The sequence below is a fragment of the Curtobacterium sp. BRD11 genome (assembly GCF_031844345.1).
Classification (GTDB): Bacteria; Actinomycetota; Actinomycetes; order Actinomycetales; family Microbacteriaceae; genus Curtobacterium.
The window spans coordinates 142,354-166,500 of record NZ_JAUZUZ010000008.1; the positions used below are offsets into that span (position 1 = coordinate 142,354).

The following is a 24,147-nucleotide window of genomic DNA, read 5'->3' on the forward strand; positions in this document are numbered from 1 at the left end:
GGGAAATCGATGAGGATTGTTATCACAGGTGTCGCTGGTTTGATCGGTAGTAACCTCTCGCGGCTACTTCTTGAGGAGGGTCACGACGTCGTCGGAATCGATGATCTTTCGGGAGGGCTCTTGTCCAGAGTTGATTCTCGCGTGAGGTTCAAACAACTCGACATCGCACAAGATGATCTGGACGACGCGCTCGCTGGTGCCGAAGCCGTATTCCATCTTGCGGCTTACAGCGCAGTTCCCGACTGCCAGGAGAATCCAGCGCGCGCGATCAGCACGAATGCTCTCGGGACGTTCCGTGTGTTCGACGCGATGCGTCGAACAGGTGTTCATCGCTTGATCCAAGCTGAGACTTCAGCGGTTTACGAAGGAACGTCCCTCCGTCCTACCCCCGAGAGCGAGAACGCTCCTCAAACCGTTTACGCGTTCACAAAACAATGCGGAGCTTCCGTGGTGCAGAGCTTGGCGCCGGCCGCGGGTATCGCGGTTACGACACTGAGATACTTCAACGTTTACGGTGCCGGGCACGACTACCGTCGGGTGCGCGGCCCGGTGATCGCAAGTTTCATTGGCGCGATCTTGCGCGAGGAAACTCCGGTGATCTATGGGGATGGATCCGTCGCTCGGGACTTCATCCACGTAGACGACGTCAACTCCTTCCACCTCCTTTGCCTGGAAGACAACCGTACATCCGGGCAAACGTTCAATCTAGGTACCGGCAAAGCTGTCTCCGTTGACGAGATACTAAATCTCGTGCGCGACGAGATGTCCTCCGACGCGCGCCCCCAGTATGTCCCGACTACGATCCCCGAAGCTCCGTTGACTATTGCCGATATCGAGCGGGCGAAAGCATTGGGGTGGCATCCCACCATCGACCTCGCACTTGGAGTCAGAAAGTGCATCGCGGAAGCCCGTGATCAACTCGCGCCCCTGGAGGCATAATGCTTTTTCTTGACTCCGCGAGTCCGACCGAGTTTGCTCGTTGGTACGGAGTGGGTGCAGTCGATGGGCTGACCTCGAACCCCTCTATTCTCGCGCGCGGAACTGCCCGGACGGATTGGGACGCAACGTACGTAGCTCTCCTTGAGGTCGCGCCCTTGGCGCCAGTGTCAATCGAGGTACTTAGCGAGGACCCTCGCGTCGTTGTCGAGCAAGCCCGTGCATATCATCAACTGGGTTCTAACGTAGTAATCAAGGTCCCAGTAGCAATGTCCGACCATGACACGCGTGGCGCGCTGGCTTTGATCAAGGATCTTGCATCCGAGGGGATCAAGGTGAATGCGACAGCAGTCTTCAGCCCCCTGCAGGCCCTCCTGGCGGCGAAAGCGGGGGCAAGGTACGTATCGATCTTCGCGGGTCGGCTACTCGATCGCGATATCGACGCAACCGAGACGATTTCGAACACGAGGCGTCTCCTTGACGTCGAAGTCGCTGGCGTGGAAATGATTGCTGCGTCTGTTCGTCACCCGGGGAACATCTCAAGTTGGCTTCGGGCGGGTGCACACATAGTCACGGTCCCGGAGTCGATGATGGACAAGGCGCTGTTGGACCCTCGTACCCTTGAGGTCGTGGGCGAATTCCGTAAGGCACGTGAGTCCGCATGAATGAGGGCGCGTGGCGAGTTCGAGTACCTTTGAGGTTGCCCATCGCGGGAGGCGGATCTGATCTTCCATGGTTCGTAGCAGATCACGGGGGGGAACTCCTCACCGGAGGGCTCGACGCAGGCGTAGCAGTCGAGATCGATTCGAGTAGTTCCAACCTTGAGGACGACGGGGACCCGTTCGTGGCTCGTGCGCTCGACCTTCTGTGGAGGCGCCGGCGACCGAAGCATCTCCGGGTAACGGTACGAAGCGACGTACGCTCGGGCAGTGGATTGGGCGGTTCAGGGGCACTTCTGGTCGGACTCGCGGCGCTCGCTCGCTTCTTCGAAGGAGAACCGTTTGATCGCCGTGAGATAGCCAAAATGGCGTCAGCCGCTGAGTTTGCTTTGTCCGACGGAGAAGCTGGAGTGCAGGATACCTGGGCCGCTAGCTACGGCGGACTTCAATCGTTCGAGCTGCGCAGTGACGGGGAAGTTCTCCGAAGGTCGCTTCCCGACGATGTCGAGCTGCAGCACTGGCTGGCGGAGCGCTGTGTTCTTATACCAACGGGGGTCACGCGGTCCGCAGAACTTGAGTTGAAGTCACAGCGCACGCGCGCCCTGCAAAACCGCGTGATGGAGCTTCGGGAATTGAAGAAACTCGTGGCTCCGGCAAGAACTGCACTGATTGCGAGGGATTTGCCGGCTTTTGCCGAGGTTGTCGAGACGCATAATGAGTTGAAGCTTCTTCGCTCGCCCTTGGTGGGGTCCATGGAGGCGATCTGCGCCCGTGGTAGATCGGTTGGCGCATATGCGCACAAGCTGGTGGGCGCGGGTGGAGGTGGATACATCCTATTCGTCGGCGAACCAGATTCCATTGATGCAATCGCGCGGGATGATGACAACCTGGCAGCCGGAGCTTCGATCCGGATGGGCACGTTGCGTCTCGAGGAGCCGGTCGAATGCGCGAGATAGACCTGATAGTTCTGGATCGAGATGGTGTTCTCATAGCCATGGTTGTAGATGAAGATCACGGCGTTCTCGACAGTGCTAAGCGGTTAGACGATGTCCGTTTGTTGCCCGGCGTGTCAGATTTTGTCCGGCAATGCAACGCAAAAAGTATACCCATTGCCATTGCTTCGAATCAGCCGGGAGTCGCGAGGGGCCAAATTAGTCCGTCTAGAGTTCAAGAAATTGATGCGCGGATGCGGTCTTTGCTCGGTGAGGAGGAAGCTTATCTAGGGGCGTCCTTCTACTGTTTTCATCACCCGGAGGGCGTTCTTCGTGAGTTCGCCGTAAGGTGCAAATGTAGAAAACCAGCACCGGGGCTTTTGCTGCAGGCAATGAGTTTCTACCGCGCCCGGCCGTCGAGTTCCTGGATGATTGGGGATGGCTTCACTGACGTTCAGGCCGGGCAGGCGGCCGGCTGTTCCACAGGCCTCCTCGCGAATCCGAAGTTAGATCTACTTTCATTGTTGGCAAGCCGTGGAATTGTTCCCGACGTTATATCTACAGCATTTGCAGAACTCGGCAAGCGAGTCTTTAGTCGTTGAGAAGCTATCGGAGGAAATAGTGACATACATCGATGATTACGTCCGTGGTGCGATGGAAGCGATCGCTATCGTCGACAAATCTCGGCTTGAGGAGATTGTGCGGACTTTCGAAGTCGTCCGCGGCACCGGCGGCCGCGTTTTCGTTATCGGAAATGGCGGTGGCGCAGCGAACGCGACGCATTTTGTATCCGACTTGCGTAAACTTTGTCATGTCCAAGCGTTCAACGCGACTGACAACGTGGCCGAACTCACGGCTAGGGCGAATGACGACGGTTGGGAGCACGCATATGCTGACTGGCTTGCTGGAAGCGGAATTGACCAGGCAGATCTGCTATTCGTTTTCTCGGTTGGAGGGGGTAATCGCGAAGAGAACCTTAGCATGAACCTTGTCCGCGCCATCGAACTGGCTCAGGTAAGGGGAGCGACTGTCTCGGGAATTGTCGGCCCGGGCGGAGGATACGCGGCTCAGGCAAGTCGGTTGGTTTTGAAGACTCCGCCTGTTGCAGCTGATCTGGTGACGTTACTGACGGAGAGTCTTCAGGTCCTTGTTTCCCATCTCATAGTGGGGCATCCTGCGCTGAAAGCACAGGCATTGACCTGGGAGTCACGGGTGGGTCAGAGCCGATGATAGGCATGAAGGACGGATATTACCTTTCCGTATACGTGAGCGACCCCGGTCTTGCTGCGGCGCTCGAAGCATGGCCCCGACATGACCATAACGTCTCGCTGTGGAAATGGGACGGCGAAACTCTTGAACTCAAAGCTCACTGGGAATTTGAGCGGTTGAGCGGCATGAAGGGTCACGGCGTTGCTTTCCGTGATGATGAAAGCCTTCGTCTTTTTGTTTCAAATCTCCTCGCCGACTGTGACCTCGATTGGGGCGACATCCAAGGGTGTTGGGGCACGCCTAGCCTGCAAAGCATCGAGCCTTTCGCTCCGTGGAAGGGTTTCGATCTTCCTCTGCACTCACTCAGTCATCTGGCTACGGCCATCTTCAGTGACACCCACTACCTGAATATGGGCGGGAAGCTTATCGGCCTGGCCGTGGATGACACGCCAGACTTGGTGCTCGACGGAGGTGAACATCAGAACTGGTACGCGGGATGCTGGATCGATAATGGTGAACTCCATGTCGTTCCTATAGAGTCGCCGGCGCCGATTTATTCAGAAGCTGTCCACGTGTTCGGTCGACGCGAGGGTACTCTCATGGCACTCGCCTCAGCCTGCACCGCTTGGATGCCTACGCCCGATCTGGCAACTTTCCGCGAAGCCACTTTCTTCGGCGCTTCTCCCGGGCGCGACGCTGCGATTCTCGCGGAATTGGTGCTTGCGGCGCGAGCGACGCTTCAAGACTCTGATCCCGCTTTCAGCCCGGAGGACAATCTAGCCAGTGCTGTCATGAAGCAGGTGGAAGAGCTGGGCCGCATCGTCTTGCGCCGAGATATCATCAGACTTCTTGAACTTTCGCAGATTCAGCCCTCGGAAGCTCGGTTGGCGCTTGCCGGTGGCTATGCTTTGAACTGTCCAACAAACACAGAGCTGCGCAGAGAGTTCTCTTTTGCTAAGTTGCAGGCACCTCCGTGTGTTAGTGATGTTGGACAGGCCTATGGGCTCGGACTGCTCGGCTGGTGTCACCCGCAAGGAGACTGGCCCGACTTCTTGTTCCCCGGAGCCTACTTAGGACGAGAACATCCGGAGCCCGATCTTTCGGACTGGGTGAACTTCATCTCATCCTCGCGGGCCTGGACCATGGACGACGTCGTCTCTGACCTGAAGAAAGATGTCATTGGGTGGTTCCAGGGGCGAAGCGAGATAGGGCCGAGGGCGCTCGGTAACAGAAGTATTCTGGGGGACCCACGTACCGTCGCTACGAAGGATCGTATGAATGAGATCAAGCGACGTGAATGGTGGCGCCCAGTCTCTCCTGTGGCCCTTGAGTCGGAGATGGTGCGGTTCTTTGAGTCCCAGGTGAACACTCCATACATGCTCGAAACTGTCAGTATTCGGCCGGAGCGCGTTGCTGAATTGGCCGGCGTCTCGCACCTCGACAGTTCTGCTAGGGTGCAGTCCGTTTCCGAAAGTACCAACTCACAGCTCGCCGACCTACTTCGTCACTTCGACGCGCTTGAGGGAATGCCCATCGTTGCGAATACGTCGATGAATGACAAGGACGAGCCGATCGTCGACACACCGCAGGAGGCAATCGCGTTCTGCCTCTCGAGAGGGATCGGTGTTCTTTATGTTGGGTCTCTGCGCCTGGAACTCCGTCGCGGCCCTGAAGCTCCAACTGCGCCACTCGCGAGAGATTTTGCGCCATTTGTGGAGCTGTCGACAAAAGAGAAAGAGGCTCTCCTGATCGCCAATGGGTATCCGTCGCTGTCGATGACCGACCTTATGGCCTGGCTTTACCTACCTGAACTCCATGGGCGGAGGCCAGGTTCCCTCGAATCGCATGAGCACATTCGGCGAACAGTGAGACAAAGATTCGCGAGAGACGAAGCCTTCCGCGCCGACATTGAAAGACGGTTGGGAAAGCGGCGCTACCTCGATGGAAACGGAAGGCCTGTCTTCAGCGGGGGTTGGATCAAGTGATGTTTTCTGTCGTACTGCCCACGGTAGGTGGCGAGCACTTGAAGTATGCAGTGCGCAGCGTACTAAGGCAGAGCAGCGCACCAAACTTGGTGTTGGTTGATGACAGACGTGCGTCCGGCCGCGATCTTCGTTACGCCTGCCCGGAGTTGGAGGAGGTAGCCCGACTCTCCGTGTTGGTGACGGGAGGAGTCGGGCTTGCAGGGGCACGTAACATAGGGCTGGACGAGGCGGGCTCTGCGCCAGTAGCATTCCTCGACGACGACGACGTGTGGTGTCCTCATCACCTCGCCCGAGTGTCTGACGCTTTGTCCTCTCCCGAAGCGAAAGGGTTCGCCTGGAGCGGTTCACGGGTTGTCACATACGGGAACGGACGAGCAGCGCTCACCACGGCGGGTTTTGGCTGGCCAAACGTCTTCAGCGCGCTGCAGAGTACAAACGTGATCCCACCTAGTTCGGCAGCTGTGTCGTCGGGACGTTGGGTCAGCTTTGACCAGCGGCGAACAGAGCTGGAGGACTGGGATGCCTGGTTGAACTTGCTCAGAGACGGGCACGAACCTTCGTTCACCGGCGTCGTGACCATGGGTTATGGCCGAAACGTAGCCTCGAAAGCAAGTATGACAATGGCAGCGACCGCGGATCGCTCACGTCAGGAGGCCATGGCCTTATCTTACGAAGAGATCTGTGAATCCCACCCGGTCCTCGAGGGGGCGCAAGACATTCGTTCAGCTGTTCGAGAGTTCCGTCGACTCCACGCCATTCAAGCTGAGACGGACGACGGACTAGAGTTCGACTACTATGAGCTTTCGGTTGAGAGTCTCTTTGGTCGACCTAGCTCTCCCTTGTGTTGCGATTTCGATTATGCCGGCGCTTACTTGGCAGAATCCTGATCGAATATCTGTCTATTGCTTCAGGAGGGTCAGAGTGGTGATCGCCCTGTTGAGCCGACCGCCATCCGGACCGGCAGGCTGATTCACAAGGTTCTTGAACGACTGCCATTCGGCCGCCCACGGGTCCCGGTTCGCATATTCCGTCGAATCAAGTAGTTGCTCTGGAGGCCTCTTCCCATCCCAAGCTTGTGCAACCAAGGTTAGCGACGTTTCTCCGTATTTGTCGCCCCCGAGGCCGTTGATTCGCAGTGTGTGAGTTTCGCAGTTGATGACAAACGTGAAAGAGTTTGCCCACTCAGTCCAACTCGCCGCCAGATTCGCAACAGCTCCCGATTTGTCGACCATTACAAGAGACGCGTTATCGTCAGCACTCTCGCCTTTAGAGTTGAAATTCCAATAGGTCGTTGCTGTACTAAGATAGTAGGTATCAGGTTGAGGGAGTAGGTGCGACGTGAGCTCGATCAAATGAACGAGAAGATCAGTACTGGCTCCCCCGCCTGACAGAGCTGGATTTGCCCGCCATTCACCACCAAGACCCGGCCTGCCGCCATTTCCCATGAACCCTCTGATGCTCAATATTCTGCCAAATTCGCCGCTGCTAACCCTCGCTAGCCCGGCAGCGACATGGCCATGATGCTGATGTGTATAACCCACTTGCAGCGCGAGATTGAGTTGGCTTGCCATGGTCGCATTCAACGAGAGGTCATGAGCGCTTAGCGCTCCTGGCTTTTCAACGAACACATGTTTGCCGGCCAACAGCGCGAGCCTAGTAAGAGAGGCAAGATCGACGTGAGTGGTGGCGATGACCACCGAATCCGCTGCTGACTCCAGCAGGGCGGTCGTAGAGGGAGCAGGCTGCGCGTCGAAGAAGGCACCAGCTGTGTTGCGACGTTCACCGTTTGTGTCGTAAACGGCGACTACTTCGTCGCCCAGCTGTCGAGCGACATGTCCTCGTCGTTGTCCGATCAATCCGCAACCCAATATCGCCACGCGCATCAGTCGCACCTTTCACGTATAGGCATACCCTAGAATCACAGCGTATCACTGGTTTTCTGATTGGATAGTTTATGGATGAGATGCTCAGCTCGGCGCAACACCGCCCCTTGGTATTGGTCGTTGGAGGAGGATCCGGATTGGGCCTTCGTCTGTCCCGGACCCTTCTGGCGCACGGCTATGACGTTCTTGTTGGCGTACGTTCGCAAGAAGGAGCAGACGCCATCCGAATTGCGGGAGGGATCGGTATGGGGCAGCGCCGTCTTTCAGTCTCTCAGATAGATGTCGCTTCCGAAACTAGCGTCGAACGTTTCTTCGACCTCGTACCTGGTGCCCGCCAATTGCATGGCGTCGTAATTTGTGCGGCCATCGCGCCGACTCCGAGACCATTTTGGGAGACGTCGCTTGCTGAGTGGGAACGAGTAATCGCAACGAACTTGATGGGCACATTTTTGTGCCTGCGCGCAGCGGCTCAGCGCATGATGGACGCGAGGTTTGGTCGCATCGTTACGCTCTCCGGAGGAGGAGCAACCTCGGTGCGAGATGCCTGGTCCTCTTATGCAACATCCAAGGCAGCAGTCGTGCGGCTTACCGAATGCGTAGCCCACGAACTGAGGAATTATGATATTAAGGTGAACGCCGTTGCGCCGGGCCTCATGCCAACCCGAATGGCGGATGCCGCGTCCCGAGCGGCTGCATCTTCGCGGGCGTTCGACGCACCGGTAGCTTTAATAGAGAAGCTGCTCTCCGAGCAGCTCTCGATCACCGGACGTTTGATAAGCGCCGTCCACGATGATTGGCCTTGCGATGAATTTTGGGCCACGTCTGAGCCTTGGTACACGTTGCGACGGGTTGATGAGCACCTACTAGATGAACTGCAGAAGGAGTGCGATCAGTGACGAACGTTCTTGTGACAGGAGCTGCTGGCTTCATCGGGTCACACACTGTTGACTTGCTCGTGGAGCGGGGGCACAGTGTGACTGCGATGGATAGTTTGCAAACACGAGTGCATCCCCTAGGTGTCCCAGAATGGCTCAACCCCGGTGCGAAGTTCGTACAGGCGGATGTGACGGATGCAGAGGAGCTGCAGTCGTGCATGGAGGGGATTGAGGTGGTGATTCACCTGGCCGCCTATCAGGACCATCAACCAGATTTCGACTCTTTCATCCACACTAACACCGAGTCCATGGCCCGCATCTTCCGCATTGCGGAATCGAGTCGGTCTGATTTCCCGTTACAGCGTATCGTCTACGCGTCATCGCAAGCGGCGTGCGGCGAAGGCCATTATCGTTGTCCAAACGGGCACGATTTCTGGCCCGTCCCACGCAGCTTCTCGCAGCTTTCTCGCGGTCAGTGGGATCACCAATGTCCCTCTTGCGGTGCAGAAGCTTCGCCCTTGCTGATGGATGTCGCTTCGTGTAGTGCTCCCAACACAGCTTACGGAGTGTCAAAGCTGGCGAAGGAGCATCTGGCGCGCGCGCTGGGCAACAGGCTCGGAATCGGCACGGTAGGGCTTCGCTACACCCACGTGCTGGGTACCCGGAACTCGGTCCACAATGCATACTCAGGGCTGGCCCGCCGTGCGATGCTTGCGATGGTCGCTGGACGGCCGCCGAAACTTTACGAGGACGGCCGCCAGCTGTGTGACTTTGTTGACGTGAGGGATGTTGCTAGTGCAAATGTGATGATGGCGGAACGCCGAAGCGAAGAACATGAGGTGCATAACGTGGGCGGCGATCCGACCACCACAGTTGCGGACCTCGCGAACGAGATCGTCTCGGCGTTCGGATACGCTGGTCGTCCCGAGGTTACCGGCGAGTTCCGACTCGGGGATCCTAGGAATATGATTAGTGACAGCGGTTCCATTCTGGCGTTAGGCTGGACCCGGAGTCATTCCTTCACTGACACGGTAAGAGAATATGTGAGTTGGTTCCTGCAGCAACGTTTCGATGCCTCGCAATTGCAGCAAGCTGAACGGGCGATGGTCTCAACAGGCGTCACTCGTCGCTCAGAGCGTCGATGAACTTCGCCCGGCCCGGCGGTCGGTTATGGCGTAGCAGAGCGAGATGACCGTCAGCGCTGCACTGGACACCGCGATGATGACCCGTGCCTCAATTATCGTAGCGAAGGCCGCGGCCAGTAACGTACCCACCAAGTACGCGCCGTTTGTCGTCAGCTGCGTGATGGCCGACACATGCGTGATCTTCGGGGCCGGGATCTCCCGCGACAAGTAAATCGCCTTCCTGACGGTCAGATTTGCGGAGAAGACTCCGCTTCCGAAGAACGCCAGGAACGCGAACAGCGAGTTGGCTCCCGCTGTTGCTAGCGGGAGGACGAGTATCAAGACGCCACAGATCGCGTAGATTCGTTCGTTAGACAGGCGAGTGTCTAAGACTTTGACAAAGAGCGAATAGAGGAAACCTCCCAAGGCGCTTCCGATTTGTGCGACAGCAAGCCATGCATTGTCCTCGACTGACCCGCCTGCGGAGCTAGTCGGACTAAACAATGTTACTGCTAGCGACGAGTATCCCCCAATGCACATGTTGGTGAGGGCGGTGTACCCAGTCAGTCTGAGCAACACACTCCTTCTGTTTACTTCCAGGATGCTAGCTTTAACACCCCATGGTTCTACACCGATGCTCCTGGCAATTTGCGGATGCGGTTTACACACGGCCCAGATAATCACGAGCGCTACTACAAAAGTGCTCGCGTCGATCGTGAATAAAATCCACGGTTCGCCGATTATCAAAACGAAAGGCCCGGCGACTAACGCCGTAGCTTGTGCGACAGCAGCACCGCCGAATAATGCACGATTCAGTGCCGCAATTCGTTCTGGCCTGAATGAGTCGCGGACGAGTCTAGGGAACGCGGCTTTATAAGCGACAGTCGATGCGCCCAGCATCAAGGAGGCCGCTGCGAGGGAGTAGAACGAAGATCTTCCGTTCTCCACAAGCAGTGCCGTGGTGAATAGAGCCAGCGCCGACATTGCGTTGGCCACGGTAAGGATCAAGCGTGCGCTCCACCGACGACTTGCGTGCGCAACCGCGATGGCGAATAGCCACGGTATCCAGGATGCGGAGGAGAGAAACGCGAGTTCGCTCGCGGGGAGCTTGAGGTAGCCGGCGGCTACAACGGGGATCGCTAGAGAGGTTGCAGCGTTGCCGAGCACGCTGGCACATTCGCCGAACACTAGCCAGAAGGATCGATTGTTCAATAGCGTCTCCTTTGACCTATGGCAAAGGAATTGATGAGGTGCGACCCCAAGCTCCTGCTGCTCGAATTCGTTTTGGAATCCACATCAGGTCGCCGCCTTCTTGGTCATAGGAAATTCTCCGATTGTCAACCTCGAGCATCGCGACTTCTATCTCTGCCAATTCCTCGAGCGTGTGATAGTCCCCTGCAAACAGCAAATTTAGCTTGATGCGAGCCAGCATAGAAGACTGGGCCCAAATACCTTCCGTGTAGAACGGGTGTAACTTGTGCGAGATTGCATCGAGTTCGACATCGCGCGTCAACTTATCGGCGGTGATCATTTGATGCTGTAGACCTCGCGGCAGAGTCCAAGAAAAAGGACGCCGCATAAGCTGGTCGCGTCTCTCTCCGGGACCCTCATGTCTGCCGATTAGCTCGACGAGTCTCGTAACGACCTTTCTTTTGTCTTCGAGAGTTTGCCTCCTCGCCGTGGTGTTTCCGTTATCCGGTCGCCATCGGAAAATGTAATACGGCCTGTCTGTAAGGATGGACACTGCGGCTCCGCGGAAGTAGGCTTGCGCAACGAATATTTGATCTTCGCTAAATATCATGTCGTCGCAGAACCTGATCGCGTTATGTTCGAGGAAACTTCTCCGGAAAAGCTTCCAGGCGCCGAAGTTGTTCCATGCTCCTGACTCGAGGAAGTCTTTATTGTGGCTATCATGAGAGAACATTCCACTCGGTGCTGATCTGCCGCCTTCTGCCACCATTCGCGGGATCACTATGTCGGTATTGTGTCTGCGCGCGGCGCTGATTAGGTCGGGAAGTGCGCCTGGGGCAAGCAGATCGTCGGCGTCCAGGAAAAAGAGGAATTCTCCCGAGGCTGCGTCAAGACCCACGTTTCGAGCGTGACCACAGCTTCCTGTATGTTCGATCTTCGTATACGTGGAAATGAGTGAGGAGAAGTATTGTACGACTTCCTCGGTGTGATCAAGTGACCCGTCGTCGACAACGATCACCTCGAGCTGAGATCGATCGAGTCCCTGGCGTTCGAGGCTTTGCAGCGCTTCGCGCAGAAATTCGGCGCTATCGTAGGTTGGTATGATGACCGTAACAGATGTCATTTTGACTCCCTTTGGGGCTCGACACTGTTTCATCTTAGACAATGATCGCCTGCTTCGGCTACGTTGTGTCGTGTATTCATTCGAGGGTGACGCTGACAGTCGGTTGCGAGTTGTCCATGGCGGTGGTCCGGTCGCCCGAGAAGTACGCCTTGTCTATGGCGGTTGCGTGGCATGTTGACCGGTCGGGTCGGAGCAGCCCAATGTTCCATCGAATCTGGCCCTGGCATCCTTCTCGCGCCTGTCGCTTCGTGCGCTATGAAGTAGGCGTCTGCGCCAGAAGCCCGTCCCGTAAGTGGGGTCGTTGCTGCGCCTTGCGGACGCCCACGCGCGCCATGCCTATGGATCGCGCGGTAGCAGAGGAACCAGCGCTCGCTGAGTCGAGCCAGCGGCCGGACCCTCGATGCGAAGCAGCGGCGCGGATAAAGACGGTGGCGTAACCAGCGACGACTCGAGCGTGTAAACGCCGGCGTAAGCGGCGCCGATGATGACGGCCGGCTACCCCCTCTGGGGTGGCCGGCCGTTCCGTAAGAAGGCTCGTCGTGAGTCTAGGTTTCGCTTATAGAATCGGCGTCGAGCAAGCGTCGAACGCCAATGTGACGCGTGGTCTGGCGAGCGCCCATGAGAACGTCGTACCGATCGCAGCGAGCCTGATCGTGCGGCAGTGTCGGCGACGAGTCCGGCGAGAAATCAAAGCACATCGGATCATGTTGTCCGGTATGCGAGGTCACCGATCGTGGAGATTGCCCAGCCCACGCCAGCCGGTGTCGGGCCCCCCCCCCAGCATTATGGCGATCTGCGACAGAGGTCAATCGACTGAGGGGTACCGGTCGGGCCGTACTCGCTTGACGCCACCGCCCGCGGCTGACCATTGCGAGTTCGACCCCGCGCTGCGCCATCAAGGAATGAGCACGGACTGAGCTAGCTTCGGGATGCGTGCGTCGCAACAAAGGGTGCGATGCGTGCTTGACGCAGCATGAGCGCGGCTGCGTGGCACCGTCGGGCACGCCAAGCGTGCAACCAAGCCGTCACTCACGAGGCTCGTTCCGACACTCGTCGTACCAAGGACGGAGAGCGGGACCGTGCAGCCAGTCCGGATGTGTCCGCTGGACGCGGCGGATGTGAGCCGCGTCGTCCCACCAGACCGTTGAGTGAGGCCGCGCAGGCTGGTCCGGCCATCCACCCGCCATGGACATCAGGCGCATGTAGAGGATCTTCCCGTTCCAGCAATCGTCCTCCCACCCGTTTCGCTCCGCGACTACCCGCAGGTGGTACGAGAGCAGCTCCGGCCGCAACGGGAACAGTCGCCACATCGCATCCCGGAGGTCGGTCGCGACACCGTCGAGATCACCGGACGCCTCGAACGCACGAGCCAGGGTCGCTTCTGGAGCCAGGTACGGAAACGAGCCTTCCCACCGGACGTCGACGCGGTCGATCGTCTCGACTACCACATCGACCTCGTCATCGGAGATGAGGAGGTCGCTCTCCGCCGGCACATACAGTTCGGCCTTCCACGGCACCTCGCCGAACCCCCAGTGCCGATACGCCGCATTGCCGCCGATCACTGGGATCGGCAAAGAGGTGCTTCGTGCCTGCTGAACCCGCTGCTGAAGCCGCAGTGACGGGTCCAAGGCGAGCCAGCGTGCTTGCGCTTCGAGCGGCTGGTCCCAACCGGGAAGCCGACCCGTTGCTGCGTGTACCCACACGGTGTCCAGTACTGGGAGCAGCTCAGCTCGGCGGACCATCGCGTATGTACCCAGCTGGGCGGCTGAACGACCATGCGCGCGGGAGAGCTGCACAAGGGTCATGAGCCCCTCCTGACTGGCAGCCAGGTCGATCGCGTCTCGCCGAATCAGATCCGCTGCTCGGCGGTCGCGCGCGACATTCCGACCCGCGCCAGCCCGCGCGCGCGGGCGGCCAGCCCCCGTCGACGAGAAGCGAGGCCGGGTGGAACGGATGTCACTCATGACCGCACAATAAACGAAGAATGCCGCGAAGTGAATGGCCAAGCATGTGAAAACCGAGTACTGTCCCAGGTGGTGCGTACTTTGTTCGCGGGTCTTGATCCGAATCGGATAGGCGACCGCGGCGGGAGTGCGTACTTTGGTCGCGCTATCCAATGATGCTCGGGTCGAACCTCCGCACGTCTCTTATTCCGATGATGCTCGGCCCACCAACCAATTGGGTGTTGAGCATGTCTCGTCCGGGAGGGCATCTTTTGCGCGCGGTCACCTCGCACGCGTCCGAACCTGTCGCCGGAACGCGTGCCCGCGTCGGCGGTCACCAGCAGTCGACGTGCACGCTGACGGACGCGTCTGCGGACGCGAAGCCGTTAGCCGGTCGCCCCGTGCCGCTTTGGGCGACTACCTCCGCGTTAAACGACGTCGAGTCAAGTCACGTCGTCGCGTCAACTGGGGGCGGCGCTTCACTGGAGCGGCCGACATCACGCGGTGGAGCGATCAGGAGCACATCGGCACCCACAATCGCATCGAGTGTCTCCGTAAAGAACACCGCCACGGCAACCATCGTGTGGATTCGCGTGAGCGGTAGCGGCTTCACTGGGGACGAGACGTTCGTGTTCAAGTTCCGTGCTGACCGCATCCAGGAACTCACGATGGGCTGATCCCGGATGCATTGCGTTCCGAGCCAACGTCCTTCAGCATCACTAGTCTCGACGCTGGGCTTGCACTTTCGGTTTCGAAGGAGACCGTCGAACCGCGTGCGTGACAGTGTCGTACGCGTCACCGCGTGTGTACCTTCGGGACATGGGCACCCTCGGTGAGTTGATCCGCGAAACCCGCGAGCGACTGGGACTAGAGCAAACGGAGCTGGCGCGAAGGGTTGAGGTGGGTCAACAAGCGGTAAGCACTTGGGAGCGAGATGCTGGCCGCCCCCGCAGATCCAAGATCGAACGGCTCGCAGATGTCCTCGGGCTCGCAGCCGAAGATCTGCTCGTGGCCGGAGGTTACGAGCAGCCATCTGGTCCGCCGGTGACGCCGCTCTTGCCCGTGCTTCCATTCGACCAGCTGTCTGACGCAACCTTCGAGAGGTTCTGCCGGGACCTGTGGGCGTATCGCTACCCTCAGGCCAGCGTGTCGCGGAACGGGGACTCGGGCTACGCTCAGGGTGGGGTCGACGTGATTGTACGTTTGCCCGAACTCACCATAGGAGTCCAGTGCAAGCGGCACCGAGACTTCGGAGCCGCCGCCGTTCAGGCCGCCATTGAGGACGCTGCATCGAACGAGCAGATCGATCGGGGTGTCATCGCACTGAGCCGTCCCCTAGCCACGCCGGCAGCGCGAGCAAGGGCAGCCGCCTACAGCGAGTGGGTTCTGGAGGATGGCGAAGACCTTTCCAAGGCCGTCAGGGGTCTCCGCGACGATCAAAAATTGCAACTCGTGGACAGCTACTTCCCGGGCTACCGGGCCCCTTTCCTCGGAATCCAAGCGCCGTCACCGTGGTTGTCCGAATCTGCCAACGAACCCTTCCTCGCGGGTCGAGCAGGGTATGAACGCGACTTTGACCTGGTCGGTCGAGATGACGAGCTGCAAGCGCTCACGACCTTCGCCGACGAGGGACGGCAGATCATTGTCCTCACGGGCGGACCGGGCAGCGGCAAGACCCGCCTCCTCACTGAGCTGGCGCGACGCTCGGCCTCTCACAACGTGGTTTTTGCCGCACGGGGACCCATCTCATCTCAGGACATGGAAGCACTACCCAGTTCACCGACCGTGATCGTGGACGACGCAGGTGACCGAGACAGCGACCTCCGGGCGCTCCTCGACGGAATCGTCCGCGCACGTTCCGACGCCCAGATCATTCTGGGTTTCCGCCCGCACCACGAGGAACGCATACGCGGAGCTGTCGGCAGGGGTTTCCTCTGGCAAGATCTGCCACGAATTGATCTGCCACCTCTGTCGATCGACGCTGCTCGTGCACTCGCGACGGCGGCGCTCGGACCCGAAACCAGTTCTCGAACCGTGCGCGCTCTCGCCCTGAACGGTCGCGACTGCCCCCTTTTGATCGTCATCGGCTCGCATCTCATCCGAGAAGGGCGGTTGAACCCCGAGAGCATGGGAACGAGCCAGGAACTCCGAGTCCAGGTCCTCGACCTCTACGCAACTTCCTTGATCGGAGATGGCGGTTCCATAGCTTCGCAGCCCCTTCTCGAAGCCATTGCGGCCATCCAGCCCATTCGAACCGACGATTCGCATTTCATTGAGACATTAGCGAGCCTGCTCAACTCGCCACAACATGAAATCGCGCGCGCCATCGACGGGCTCGAGTTCGCCGGACTACTTCTTCGTCGGGGCGAGTCGGTCCGGGTCGTCCCAGACATGCTGGGTGACGCCCTCCTCGAACAGAGCCTTGTCACCGCTTCTGGTCGCTCCACCGGCTACTCGAAATCGCTAGCCGCTGCGGCGACCAATGCTCCACTACGCAATGCCCTGCGCAACGTTGCGATCGCCGAGTGGGTAGCTCGTCAGGACAGAGCCGATCTGGACCTAGCCGAAGACCTCTGGACGGCGATTACAAGTGTCGCTCTTGCGGCGAGTAGCAATGAACGCATCGCGTTGGCCCACGACCTGGAGTACGTTGCGGGGACCCGGCCTGCACTGGCACTCGAACTTGCCGAGCAGATCCTCGCTAATCCTGCGCCCGTCGAGCAGTCGCCCTATGCCGACTTCTTCGACCACGATACGTCGACTGGGCCGGCACAGGTGGAGCGGGCCCTCACTCGCTTGATTAGGAACTCTGCTGACTTCGAGCGTCTTCCTCGTGCGATGCGCTTGCTGTGGCAAATCGGCAAACAGGATGGCCGTCCCGAGAATCAGAATCCTGAGCACGGGCTTCGGCTGCTGCGTGAGCTTGGCGCCTTCGACCTCGAAAAGCGCTACGCCCTCACTGACCTGTATGTGAAAACTATCGCAAGCTGGCTGGATGAAGAAGGCACCAGTCCAGCCGAGCGCGCGACGTTGATCGGGCTGCTGATGCCGGCGTTGGACCGCGAGGGAATGTCAGAGGGATTTGAGGGGTCCCTGACGATGACCTTCACACGCTTCCGCGTCCCCATTGAAGACGTCCTCTCGATCCGTTCCGCTGTCATCAGCATCGTGAGGGGTCAACTGCGTGAGCATCCGGCTGTAGCGGCGGCGGCTATCAAGGTGCTCGAGCATGCTTTGCAGGGTGCTGGGGCAGAGATTGATGACGAATTCGCGCTGGTTTCAGATGTTCTTGGGAGGACGATGAATGATTCTGCGGTAAGCGCAGGGACACGACTCGCGGCCTTCCGGGCCTTGTCTTGGCACGCGACCTATGGGGAGGGCGCAACCCGCTCCCGTGCCAGAGACCTCCGCTCAACCTTCAAGGTTGACCTCGACATTCAAGTAATCCGTCTTCTCCGATCGGGCTGGGCGGTTGATGAGGACGATGAAGAAGAGGGTCGCTACACCATCGCCGCGAGCGAGAAGAAGATCGCGGCGACAGCGCATGCACTGCTAGCGAAGCAGGGGAGTGACGAGGAAGTAGTCCAAGCGATCCTGGAAGCGATACGGGCCGAGATAGCCGAGCAGGGACACTTTGTCCTGCCCGGTTACTTCATTACCCTGCTCTGTGACGAGCGCGGGACTCTCGCAAGCGTCATCCTCGGGGATGCCATCGAGCACGATCCGGATGACCTTGCGTGGCGCTCACTCGTCCTCCCTGCGCTCGGCCACCTTCTCAAGTCTCAGCCTGACCGGGGGCTTGCTGCGGCAGACGCCCTCCTCGCAAAGGACGTCCGGTGGAGTTCCATCGTGGCGGGCTCGGTCTGTGGTGATCATGGCGGACAAGCGTCTGAACTGGAACTCGATCTCGTCCACCGGCTCCTCGCGTTGTCGGATGAAGACACTGAGCTTGCTCTCGTCTCAGGCATTCGTTGGTACGGCTCGGATTCAGAGACACTCGCGTTCGAGATCGTCGCTAATGCAAAAGTTGACGTTTTCAAATCGGTTGCTCACGTCGTTGCTCAGCTGCTTGCGTACGGCGCGGAAAACATACATTGGGACCATCTACCCGCGCCAACACAGGCCATGCTAATCAATAAGCTTGGCGCTACCCCGGACATCAGCGACTACTCGGTGCAAAAGCTGCTTACGCTCGCAGTCACCGGACGCGAGGAGGAAGTTCTCCGCATGCTGCGCAGCCGTGTCGAGAAAGCTATCGACCGCGAGAAGGGGTACCAGGCCCTCCCGTACCACTGGGACGAAGGTCCTAACTTCCGCGCGGCTCCGAACTACCCGGTGCTCGTTCGGGACCTTGCGACCTGGATGAGCAAGGTCCCGCGCGGGATCAGTTCATGGTGGGCACCGAAGCTGTTCGCGCTCGTTGCGGGTCCTTGGGACGATGAGATTCAGCAGCTTGTGCTCTCGCTTGTCCGCGACGGAACGGATGCAGCAATCCGAGCTGCAGCAGCAGCGCTGGACGAAGCGCCACAGGAATATGGAATGCAACAGCCTGCGTTCGCGGCTGAGCTTCTTGACGCAGCGCGAGCGGTGAGTCGGGACGCCGAGGGGAGGATCGCCGGCGCCCTTTACGCTGCCACCATGTTCGGCATGCGTTCCCGCAGTATTGGCGACTTCGGCGTTGACCTCGGTCGTGCCTCTCGAGCTCAAGAACTGGCTACCTCATTTGCAGACGGATCGCCATCTCGTCAGTTTTACCTACGCATCGCGGCCGCGAGCGAACGTAACGCAGAGCAGGACCGACAGCAGGATGAAGATTTCGAGGACCCGCGCAGATGGTGAAGGTGGCATCCAGGGCTGCTCAAGGCCGGAACGCGGCGGGCTTCGTGACCGTGAACGAAGAACGAGTTCCCCTGCGCGTCGTAGTGCACGGTGAGTTCGATCGCAATCGACGGGTCGGCCTCGCGACGAAACCATCTATAATTTCTATAATTCGGGACGTCGCCACGCAGACTATCGACGCAGTACGGTCGGGCCAAACTGCCGCCGAGCCAGCCCGGCGTCGCCCTCTGACGGCCAAGTCTGCGAGTCCAGACTCGGAGGCCACGGGACCGCCCGTAGCCCCGCCTCGGTTCGCCCTTCTCGTCCGTTGCGCGTTATGGCAGAGCGCGCCCCTGATCAAGCCTCATCATCGATCGAGTCGAAGCGTCGGTAGGTCGCGCCAGCAGTGTCGAGCAACTCGTAGAGCCCTCGTATCTTCCTGGTCGCAGGGTGCTCATCGGTCCTGGTGAAGATGACTCGGCCAGCTGCCCGAGAGAGCGCCACGAAGAACGTCGACGTGGCCTCGCCGGGATCCTTTGCATACGCCCACCACTGGTCATCGTCTAGACCAAGCAGCACGACGGTGTGGAACTCAAGCCCCTTACTGCGGTGGATGGTCATCAGGGGTACGGCGTCCTCGTCGGCGATTCGAGCAACTAGCTCTGACCAAGATCCACAGTCCGACCGAATCGCCTGGACACGGGCGGTCAGCGCCTCCAGGATGACCTCGACCTCGTCTCCGGCGTTCTGTCCGAAGACGAACGCAGCGGCTCGATCGTCGTCCACTACGTTTCGAGCGGCCCGAACCACGGCATCCGCTGACGTCGTTGCTATGCCGTTAGATGCGAGCCAGGCGTGCAGCCACCGCACGAAGCGTCCCAACTCGTCGGCGGTGCGTCGGTCTGCAGTGCGTCCGCGGTCGGCTCCAGCAACGCGGCCGACGAGTTCATAGGCGGTGAGCCACTCATCGGGAAGCGGGGGTGGCGTGCACGCGAGGCTGAGCACGCTAATCAGGAGGCGATTCAGATCGTGCTTCAGCAAGTCCTGAAGGCGCATCTTCCCGTAGATAGTGTCGTCGTTGCGGATCCGGAGTCCTTCCGCGGAGAAGGCCGCAGCTAGAGCGGGCTCGAACACAGCGGCCTTCTGTCGGACAAGCAGCACAGTATCGGAAGGTCGACGACCGTTCTCGCGTATGTCTTTGGCGACCGCGTGCGCCAGGTGTGCGGCTTCGACGCTTGCCGATGGGTACGTCCAGATTGACAACGGCTCGACTTCCGAACTGGTCAAAATCTTCGATTCTGCGCGCTCGAGCTGGGCGTCGATGACAGTGCCGACGACGTGCTGCGCCGCAACGAGGGGTTCGGACGATCGGAAATTCCAGGAGAGGTCGAAACGCCGCGCTTCGAAGTCCGATTCGTATTTCGCGAGGGCGTCCTTGATTGCGCCGGCGAACTGCATGATGCGCTGCTTGCCGTCGCCCACCGCTGTCGTGGTCACGCCGGGTCCTCCGAAAAGGGCGTCCAAGAAGGTGATCTGAGCGGCGGTCGTGTCTTGGAACTCGTCGACAAACACGAAGGGGTAGGTGGCACGGATCGCATTACGGACCTGAGGATTGCTTCGAACAAGCAACTCGGCAAGGCGATTCAGCATCACGAAATCGACCCGCTTGGTCGAGCCGGTCAAATACTGGTCGTGCCACCAGCGCATGTCCGCGTAGAGCCGCAGATCGGTGAGCGTCCCGGTTGGATCGTTGGGCAACTGGTAGGTGCCCACGATGTCGTGCAAGAATCGCCTTCGGTCGACGATGGATCGCATTTGATACTGAAGAGAAGCCGTTTCGTTCGAAAAGGCGTCTGCGGCCCAGTCCCCGACCTCGCTCGCGGTCCACAGGGAGATCTCATAGCCTTTTTGCCCAATGCGCCACGGCTTGGGCAACGCGGCTCCGAAACGGTCGACTAGTCCTTTGGCGAACGCGTCGAAAGTTAGCGACACGAACCTATTGGAGTACTCAGGTAATCGCGACGACACTCTCCGCGCGAGGTTTGTGGCGGAGTCCCGCTTGTATGAAATTGCGAGAACGCGCTGTGGTGCTCGACAAAGACCTGTCTGGAACAGAAACGCGGCACGTTGCGCCAGGAATTCTGTTTTCCCGGCGCCTGGCCCGGCGACGACCGCCGAATTACCTTCATGCCTCACAGCATCGCGAGCGGCCGGTTCGAGCGACTCGACGCCGAGTGGTTGCCAGGCTTCAGGGGCTACAAATCGACCGGGGAAGCAGAGGTGCTGATCATTCACGATGCGCCGATCCTCGCCTGCATGAAGTCAATGAGGGCTAAAAGTTCCGGCGGCGCTGCTTTGAGGGCGTCGTCGTCGAGAAGATTCATCGCGCTCAAGTGCGTCGCGGGCTTCGAGCGGGTTCCGAACAAGTGTCGGTACCAGCGGAGGTCATTCGCCTTCTGAGTCTTGGCGGGTTCCGAGGCGGGCTTCCAGAACTCGACGGCCTGTGGATGGCCGCCGCTGTGCAGCACGGCCGCATAGGCGTCGCGGGGATCGGGTCCACGGCTGCCAGCTGCCTTCTCGTACTGCTGCCTGAACGCCAGCATCATTGCCATGTCCAGATCAAGAGGTGTCGAGAAGAACACCCCGTACTGCTGTAGTGCACCCATCGCTACGCCAAGGTCTTCAACGTCCATGTCGTCCTTGATGGATTCTACGGTCGTGGCGTTGGGTACCGCAGCGAGTGCGGGCACGCCGACTGCCTCAAGGTTGCGGACCGCGGTCCTGATTCGACCACCCCCGCCCCCGCTGCGCCCCCAGTCAAGGTCGAGAAGTGTCGCGAAAGGAATCCCAAGGTCTGTGAGAAGCCTCCAGAAGTGGTGAGTGTGTCGACCTCCTAGGGGGACCATCGCCACAAACGAGGGATCAAGATCGACGCCTCGGGAAGTGGCGACGCGGGGAAGTACGACTTCCTCTGAGTCACCCTCCCCAAGGACCACGAAGCGTGCAAAGTACAGCTCGGGGTGCGCTCGCACCGCTTCACGGACGTAGGTCGAAGTCGCCGTCCCATCGGAAGGCAGGGTGAGTGGGCGAACCGTTGTCGCTTGGCTGACCGGGCTCATGCGGAAGTGGCGGACGAAGGACGGCTCGACTCGTTGCATCGCGCTTGCGGAGTGACTCGACAATAAGGCTTGTACCCTGTTGGTGCCGCCAAGTTCAATGATTTGCTTGATAATTCGGGAAAGGTAGAATGGAGACAGGTTGTTCTCCGGTTCCTCTACAGCGAGCAACGTCAAGGCAGGCAGAAGCGCAGCCTCCGGATCGAAACCGGAAGCGTCGCCTTCGTCAATGATTTGCTGCTCGATGTCGAGCGACGCGGTCGTCAGCGCGAGATGGAGAAGGGATCGCTGTCCATCGCTGAGTGCGCTGGCGGCCTGCGACTGCTTCGTGTGATCTGGCTCTAACGTCAGCTCTGCCTCGCGCAGCAGTTCGGCGACTTCGGGTGACAGCGGCTGGAAGCGAGGGACGGCATGCATCCCGGACCCGTGCAACTCCTGCCACCGTTCCTTGAACGCTCCCTCGACGACTTGTGTGGCACGTTCCTTGTGGAACAGATCCCCGATCTGTTCGGCGTTTTCCTCTACGAGCGTGCCGAGTTTCTCTGACCAGCGAGCAGCGCGCCATAGACGCCCGCGCAAGAAGGCGGTGACGTGCCGGGCGCCGTCGCGGGAGGCTGGCACATAGACAAACTGGATGCGCGCACGCTCGGCCGCAGGGAACGGCTTGATTTGGTCAGGTTCGGGGTCCTGAGCCATCGTGGTGATCGCGCTGACGGTGGTCTCGACCGAGCCATCGATGGTGCCGTCTGCTGCCCAGGTGGCCTGCAGACGTACCCGCAGCCGAAGCTCGCCGTCTTCCCTCGCGGCAAGATGAGCGTAGAAATCAGGGACTGACGCTGACGCGTCCGGCCCGTCGTTGAGTTCCGGCATAGCGACAACAGCCTCGATGGACAAGCTCCGAGTCGAAGGATCCGGGTCGTCGTCAGGAGCGACGTGGAAGTCCTCGGCGCGGATCGTGCGTTCATCGTTCGATACCCCGAAGAGCCTTCGGAACGCTTCGCAGACAGCGGTCTTGCCCGATCCGTTCGCCCCGATGAAGGCGGTGAGCGATGGCTCTAGGCGAATTGTCTCCGCCACCGGGCCAAAGCTCCGGAAGTTGCGCAACTCGATCGACTCCACAAACATGCGGCCCCCTCAATGTTTACCGGAGGTTAGCCTACGGCCGAGTCTGGCGCCCACCCGCGTACGCGGTCGGTTGCGTCCGACTGGACAGCCGCCTGTGGTTAGCGGATCAGGTCGCTGTCCCAAAGGAGCGGATTCGCGAAGTCACTGGACCCCGTGAGATACCGCAGGAGGATGGCCACCACCGGCCAGTGGGAGTGTCCCCGCGCGACCCACTCCGCTGGCGTCAACGCGGCTTCGGCCCAGGACGCTAGCGACGGATCCTCGGTGGTCATCAGACGTCTCACGAGGCCCGGGCTTGCGCTCGGCGGGATGGCGGCGACGACAGCACTTAGCGAGCTGCCCAGCAGTCGAACCGGCTCGAAGGATGAGTCCCGAACGAGTTGCCACGTGGGGATGCGATTGCCAGCCCCAGCGTCATAGCCCCACAGGCGGCCGAACTCGAGAAGGGCCACGATCTCTGACCTTGAAAGCTCGAGGAGCGCGCCAGTGTCATCGATGTCGAGAGAAGCCACCACGTCGACCGCTGTCATCCGGCATATGACACTGAGAAGATCCCTGTGCCGCAGCTTGCGGCGGTCGAAGCTCGACGTGTCTCGGCGGATGCGATCGTCCAACAGGCTGTTGGACAACTGCCGTGGGGTCACATCACCGTCCTCTTAGACCGGCTTGATTACCACGACCTCCGCGACTGGTGCGCCGGCCAAACGGCCGTGCACGGCTGGTCGCGGAACGTCCTCGAGTACATTCGCCGCCGGAAGGTCCGGCGAGCCGGTGGCGGAGACAGCGGACGACCAGGCACCGCTGGCGTGCCGTTGCAGAGTGAGCGACCGTGACCAGTCGAAGGACTCGACCTGGACCCTGAGTTCCCGCGTCAGCCAGCGGTCGCTCGCGTCGAGGTTCCAGGCCAAGACGTAGTCAGCTGCTGTCGCGGTTCCGATTGCCCGCATTCCATCGGCCTTCATCTGCGGGATGGCATGGTCGACGCGATTGCCTTCCGCCGACTGCCATGAGTAGTGCGGCTTGGTCATCACTCAGGACTGGCACCCCCTCCCCAAGATCCAACCTCGAAGCGCTTCACGTTATTCGCGCGGAGCAATGGCTGAAGCGTCTGTCCGCTGCGGGCTCGCGTCCGATGAGCTATCGGCTGCTGAGACGGCTTCGATAACGGATGTGCCGTGCTCAGGACGAGGCGTACCGGGGCGGGGGGGGGGGGGGGGGCCCCACGACG

The 24,147-nt window shown here is 59.8% G+C and carries 18 protein-coding genes; 10 read left to right on the forward strand and 8 right to left on the reverse strand.

What is annotated here, in order from left to right; genetic code table 11:
- Nucleotides 1-9: 9 nt before the first annotated feature.
- Genes Q9R28_RS15860 through Q9R28_RS16835 form a run of 7 tightly spaced genes read left to right on the forward strand, consistent with a single transcriptional unit; the run spans nt 10 to nt 6,608 of the window.
- Nucleotides 10-939 carry an NAD-dependent epimerase/dehydratase family protein gene (locus Q9R28_RS15860; protein ID WP_311206574.1) on the forward strand — a complete coding sequence of 310 codons (930 nt, stop codon included), beginning with the start codon at nt 10-12 and terminating at the stop codon, nt 937-939.
- Complete coding sequence (locus tag Q9R28_RS15865; RefSeq protein WP_311206575.1) at nt 939-1,601, forward strand: transaldolase family protein; 663 nt, start codon at nt 939-941, stop codon at nt 1,599-1,601. Before Q9R28_RS15860 ends, Q9R28_RS15865 begins: the two co-directional genes overlap by 1 nt.
- Nucleotides 1,598-2,551 carry a hypothetical protein gene (locus tag Q9R28_RS15870; RefSeq protein WP_311206576.1) on the forward strand — a complete coding sequence of 318 codons (954 nt, stop codon included), beginning with the start codon at nt 1,598-1,600 and terminating at the stop codon, nt 2,549-2,551. Before Q9R28_RS15865 ends, Q9R28_RS15870 begins: the two co-directional genes overlap by 4 nt.
- Entirely contained in the window at nt 2,539-3,129 is a 591-nt protein-coding gene (locus tag Q9R28_RS15875) for an HAD-IIIA family hydrolase (RefSeq protein ID WP_311206577.1), read from the forward strand. The genes Q9R28_RS15870 and Q9R28_RS15875 overlap by 13 nt, the downstream gene beginning before the upstream one ends.
- Before the next feature lie 19 nt (nt 3,130-3,148).
- Nucleotides 3,149-3,757, forward strand: coding sequence for an SIS domain-containing protein (locus tag Q9R28_RS15880; protein WP_311206578.1), 609 nt, complete (start codon nt 3,149-3,151; stop codon nt 3,755-3,757).
- Nucleotides 3,758-3,762: 5 nt separating this feature from the next.
- Entirely contained in the window at nt 3,763-5,721 is a 1,959-nt protein-coding gene (locus Q9R28_RS15885; RefSeq protein ID WP_311206579.1) for a carbamoyltransferase C-terminal domain-containing protein, read from the forward strand.
- Nucleotides 5,721-6,608, forward strand: a complete 888-nt coding sequence (locus Q9R28_RS16835) for a glycosyltransferase family 2 protein (RefSeq protein WP_396137171.1) — start codon at nt 5,721-5,723, stop codon at nt 6,606-6,608. Before Q9R28_RS15885 ends, Q9R28_RS16835 begins: the two co-directional genes overlap by 1 nt.
- A gap of 12 nt (nt 6,609-6,620) precedes the next feature.
- Here Q9R28_RS16835 and Q9R28_RS15890 read toward each other — a convergent pair whose 3' ends face one another.
- The gene (locus Q9R28_RS15890; RefSeq protein ID WP_311206580.1) at nt 6,621-7,604 is read right to left on the reverse strand and encodes a Gfo/Idh/MocA family oxidoreductase; all 984 of its coding nucleotides are present in this window, start codon (nt 7,602-7,604) and stop codon (nt 6,621-6,623) included.
- 71 nt (nt 7,605-7,675) lie between these two features.
- Between Q9R28_RS15890 and Q9R28_RS15895 the strand changes: the two genes are divergently transcribed.
- Nucleotides 7,676-8,500: an SDR family oxidoreductase gene (locus Q9R28_RS15895; RefSeq protein ID WP_311206581.1), complete on the forward strand. Its 825-nt coding sequence runs from the start codon at nt 7,676-7,678 to the stop codon at nt 8,498-8,500.
- Entirely contained in the window at nt 8,497-9,624 is a 1,128-nt protein-coding gene (locus Q9R28_RS15900; RefSeq protein WP_311206582.1) for an SDR family NAD(P)-dependent oxidoreductase, read from the forward strand. Before Q9R28_RS15895 ends, Q9R28_RS15900 begins: the two co-directional genes overlap by 4 nt.
- On the opposite strand, the gene Q9R28_RS15905 is transcribed toward Q9R28_RS15900, so the two are convergent.
- The 3 genes from Q9R28_RS15905 to Q9R28_RS15915 form a co-directional block, all read right to left on the reverse strand.
- Nucleotides 9,610-10,815, reverse strand: coding sequence for an MFS transporter (locus Q9R28_RS15905; RefSeq protein ID WP_311206583.1), 1,206 nt, complete (start codon nt 10,813-10,815; stop codon nt 9,610-9,612). The two genes, Q9R28_RS15900 and Q9R28_RS15905, sit on opposite strands and share 15 nt — an antisense overlap.
- 16 nt (nt 10,816-10,831) lie before the next feature.
- A complete protein-coding gene (locus Q9R28_RS15910; RefSeq protein WP_311206584.1) occupies nt 10,832-11,917 on the reverse strand; it encodes a glycosyltransferase family 2 protein in 1,086 nt (361 codons plus the stop codon).
- A 1,025-nt stretch (nt 11,918-12,942) separates the two neighbouring features.
- A complete protein-coding gene (locus tag Q9R28_RS15915; RefSeq protein ID WP_311206585.1) occupies nt 12,943-13,881 on the reverse strand; it encodes a hypothetical protein in 939 nt (312 codons plus the stop codon).
- 798 nt (nt 13,882-14,679) lie between these two features.
- On the opposite strand from Q9R28_RS15915, the gene Q9R28_RS15920 reads away from it, so the two are divergent.
- A complete protein-coding gene (locus Q9R28_RS15920) occupies nt 14,680-18,699 on the forward strand; it encodes a helix-turn-helix domain-containing protein (RefSeq protein ID WP_311206586.1) in 4,020 nt (1,339 codons plus the stop codon).
- A 336-nt stretch (nt 18,700-19,035) separates the two neighbouring features.
- Here the strand turns inward: Q9R28_RS15920 and Q9R28_RS15925 are convergent, their stop codons facing one another.
- The 4 genes from Q9R28_RS15925 to Q9R28_RS16840 all read right to left on the reverse strand — a co-directional run bounded on the left by Q9R28_RS15925 (nt 19,036) and on the right by Q9R28_RS16840 (nt 23,947).
- The gene (locus tag Q9R28_RS15925; protein WP_311206587.1) at nt 19,036-20,973 is read right to left on the reverse strand and encodes an ATP-dependent helicase; all 1,938 of its coding nucleotides are present in this window, start codon (nt 20,971-20,973) and stop codon (nt 19,036-19,038) included.
- Nucleotides 20,970-22,913, reverse strand: coding sequence for an AAA family ATPase (locus Q9R28_RS15930; protein WP_311206588.1), 1,944 nt, complete (start codon nt 22,911-22,913; stop codon nt 20,970-20,972). The genes Q9R28_RS15925 and Q9R28_RS15930 overlap by 4 nt, the downstream gene beginning before the upstream one ends.
- 104 nt (nt 22,914-23,017) lie before the next feature.
- The gene (locus Q9R28_RS15935; protein WP_311206591.1) at nt 23,018-23,533 is read right to left on the reverse strand and encodes a hypothetical protein; all 516 of its coding nucleotides are present in this window, start codon (nt 23,531-23,533) and stop codon (nt 23,018-23,020) included.
- A gap of 42 nt (nt 23,534-23,575) precedes the next feature.
- The gene (locus Q9R28_RS16840; protein WP_396137172.1) at nt 23,576-23,947 is read right to left on the reverse strand and encodes a putative glycolipid-binding domain-containing protein; all 372 of its coding nucleotides are present in this window, start codon (nt 23,945-23,947) and stop codon (nt 23,576-23,578) included.
- Nucleotides 23,948-24,147: the final 200 nt, after the last annotated feature.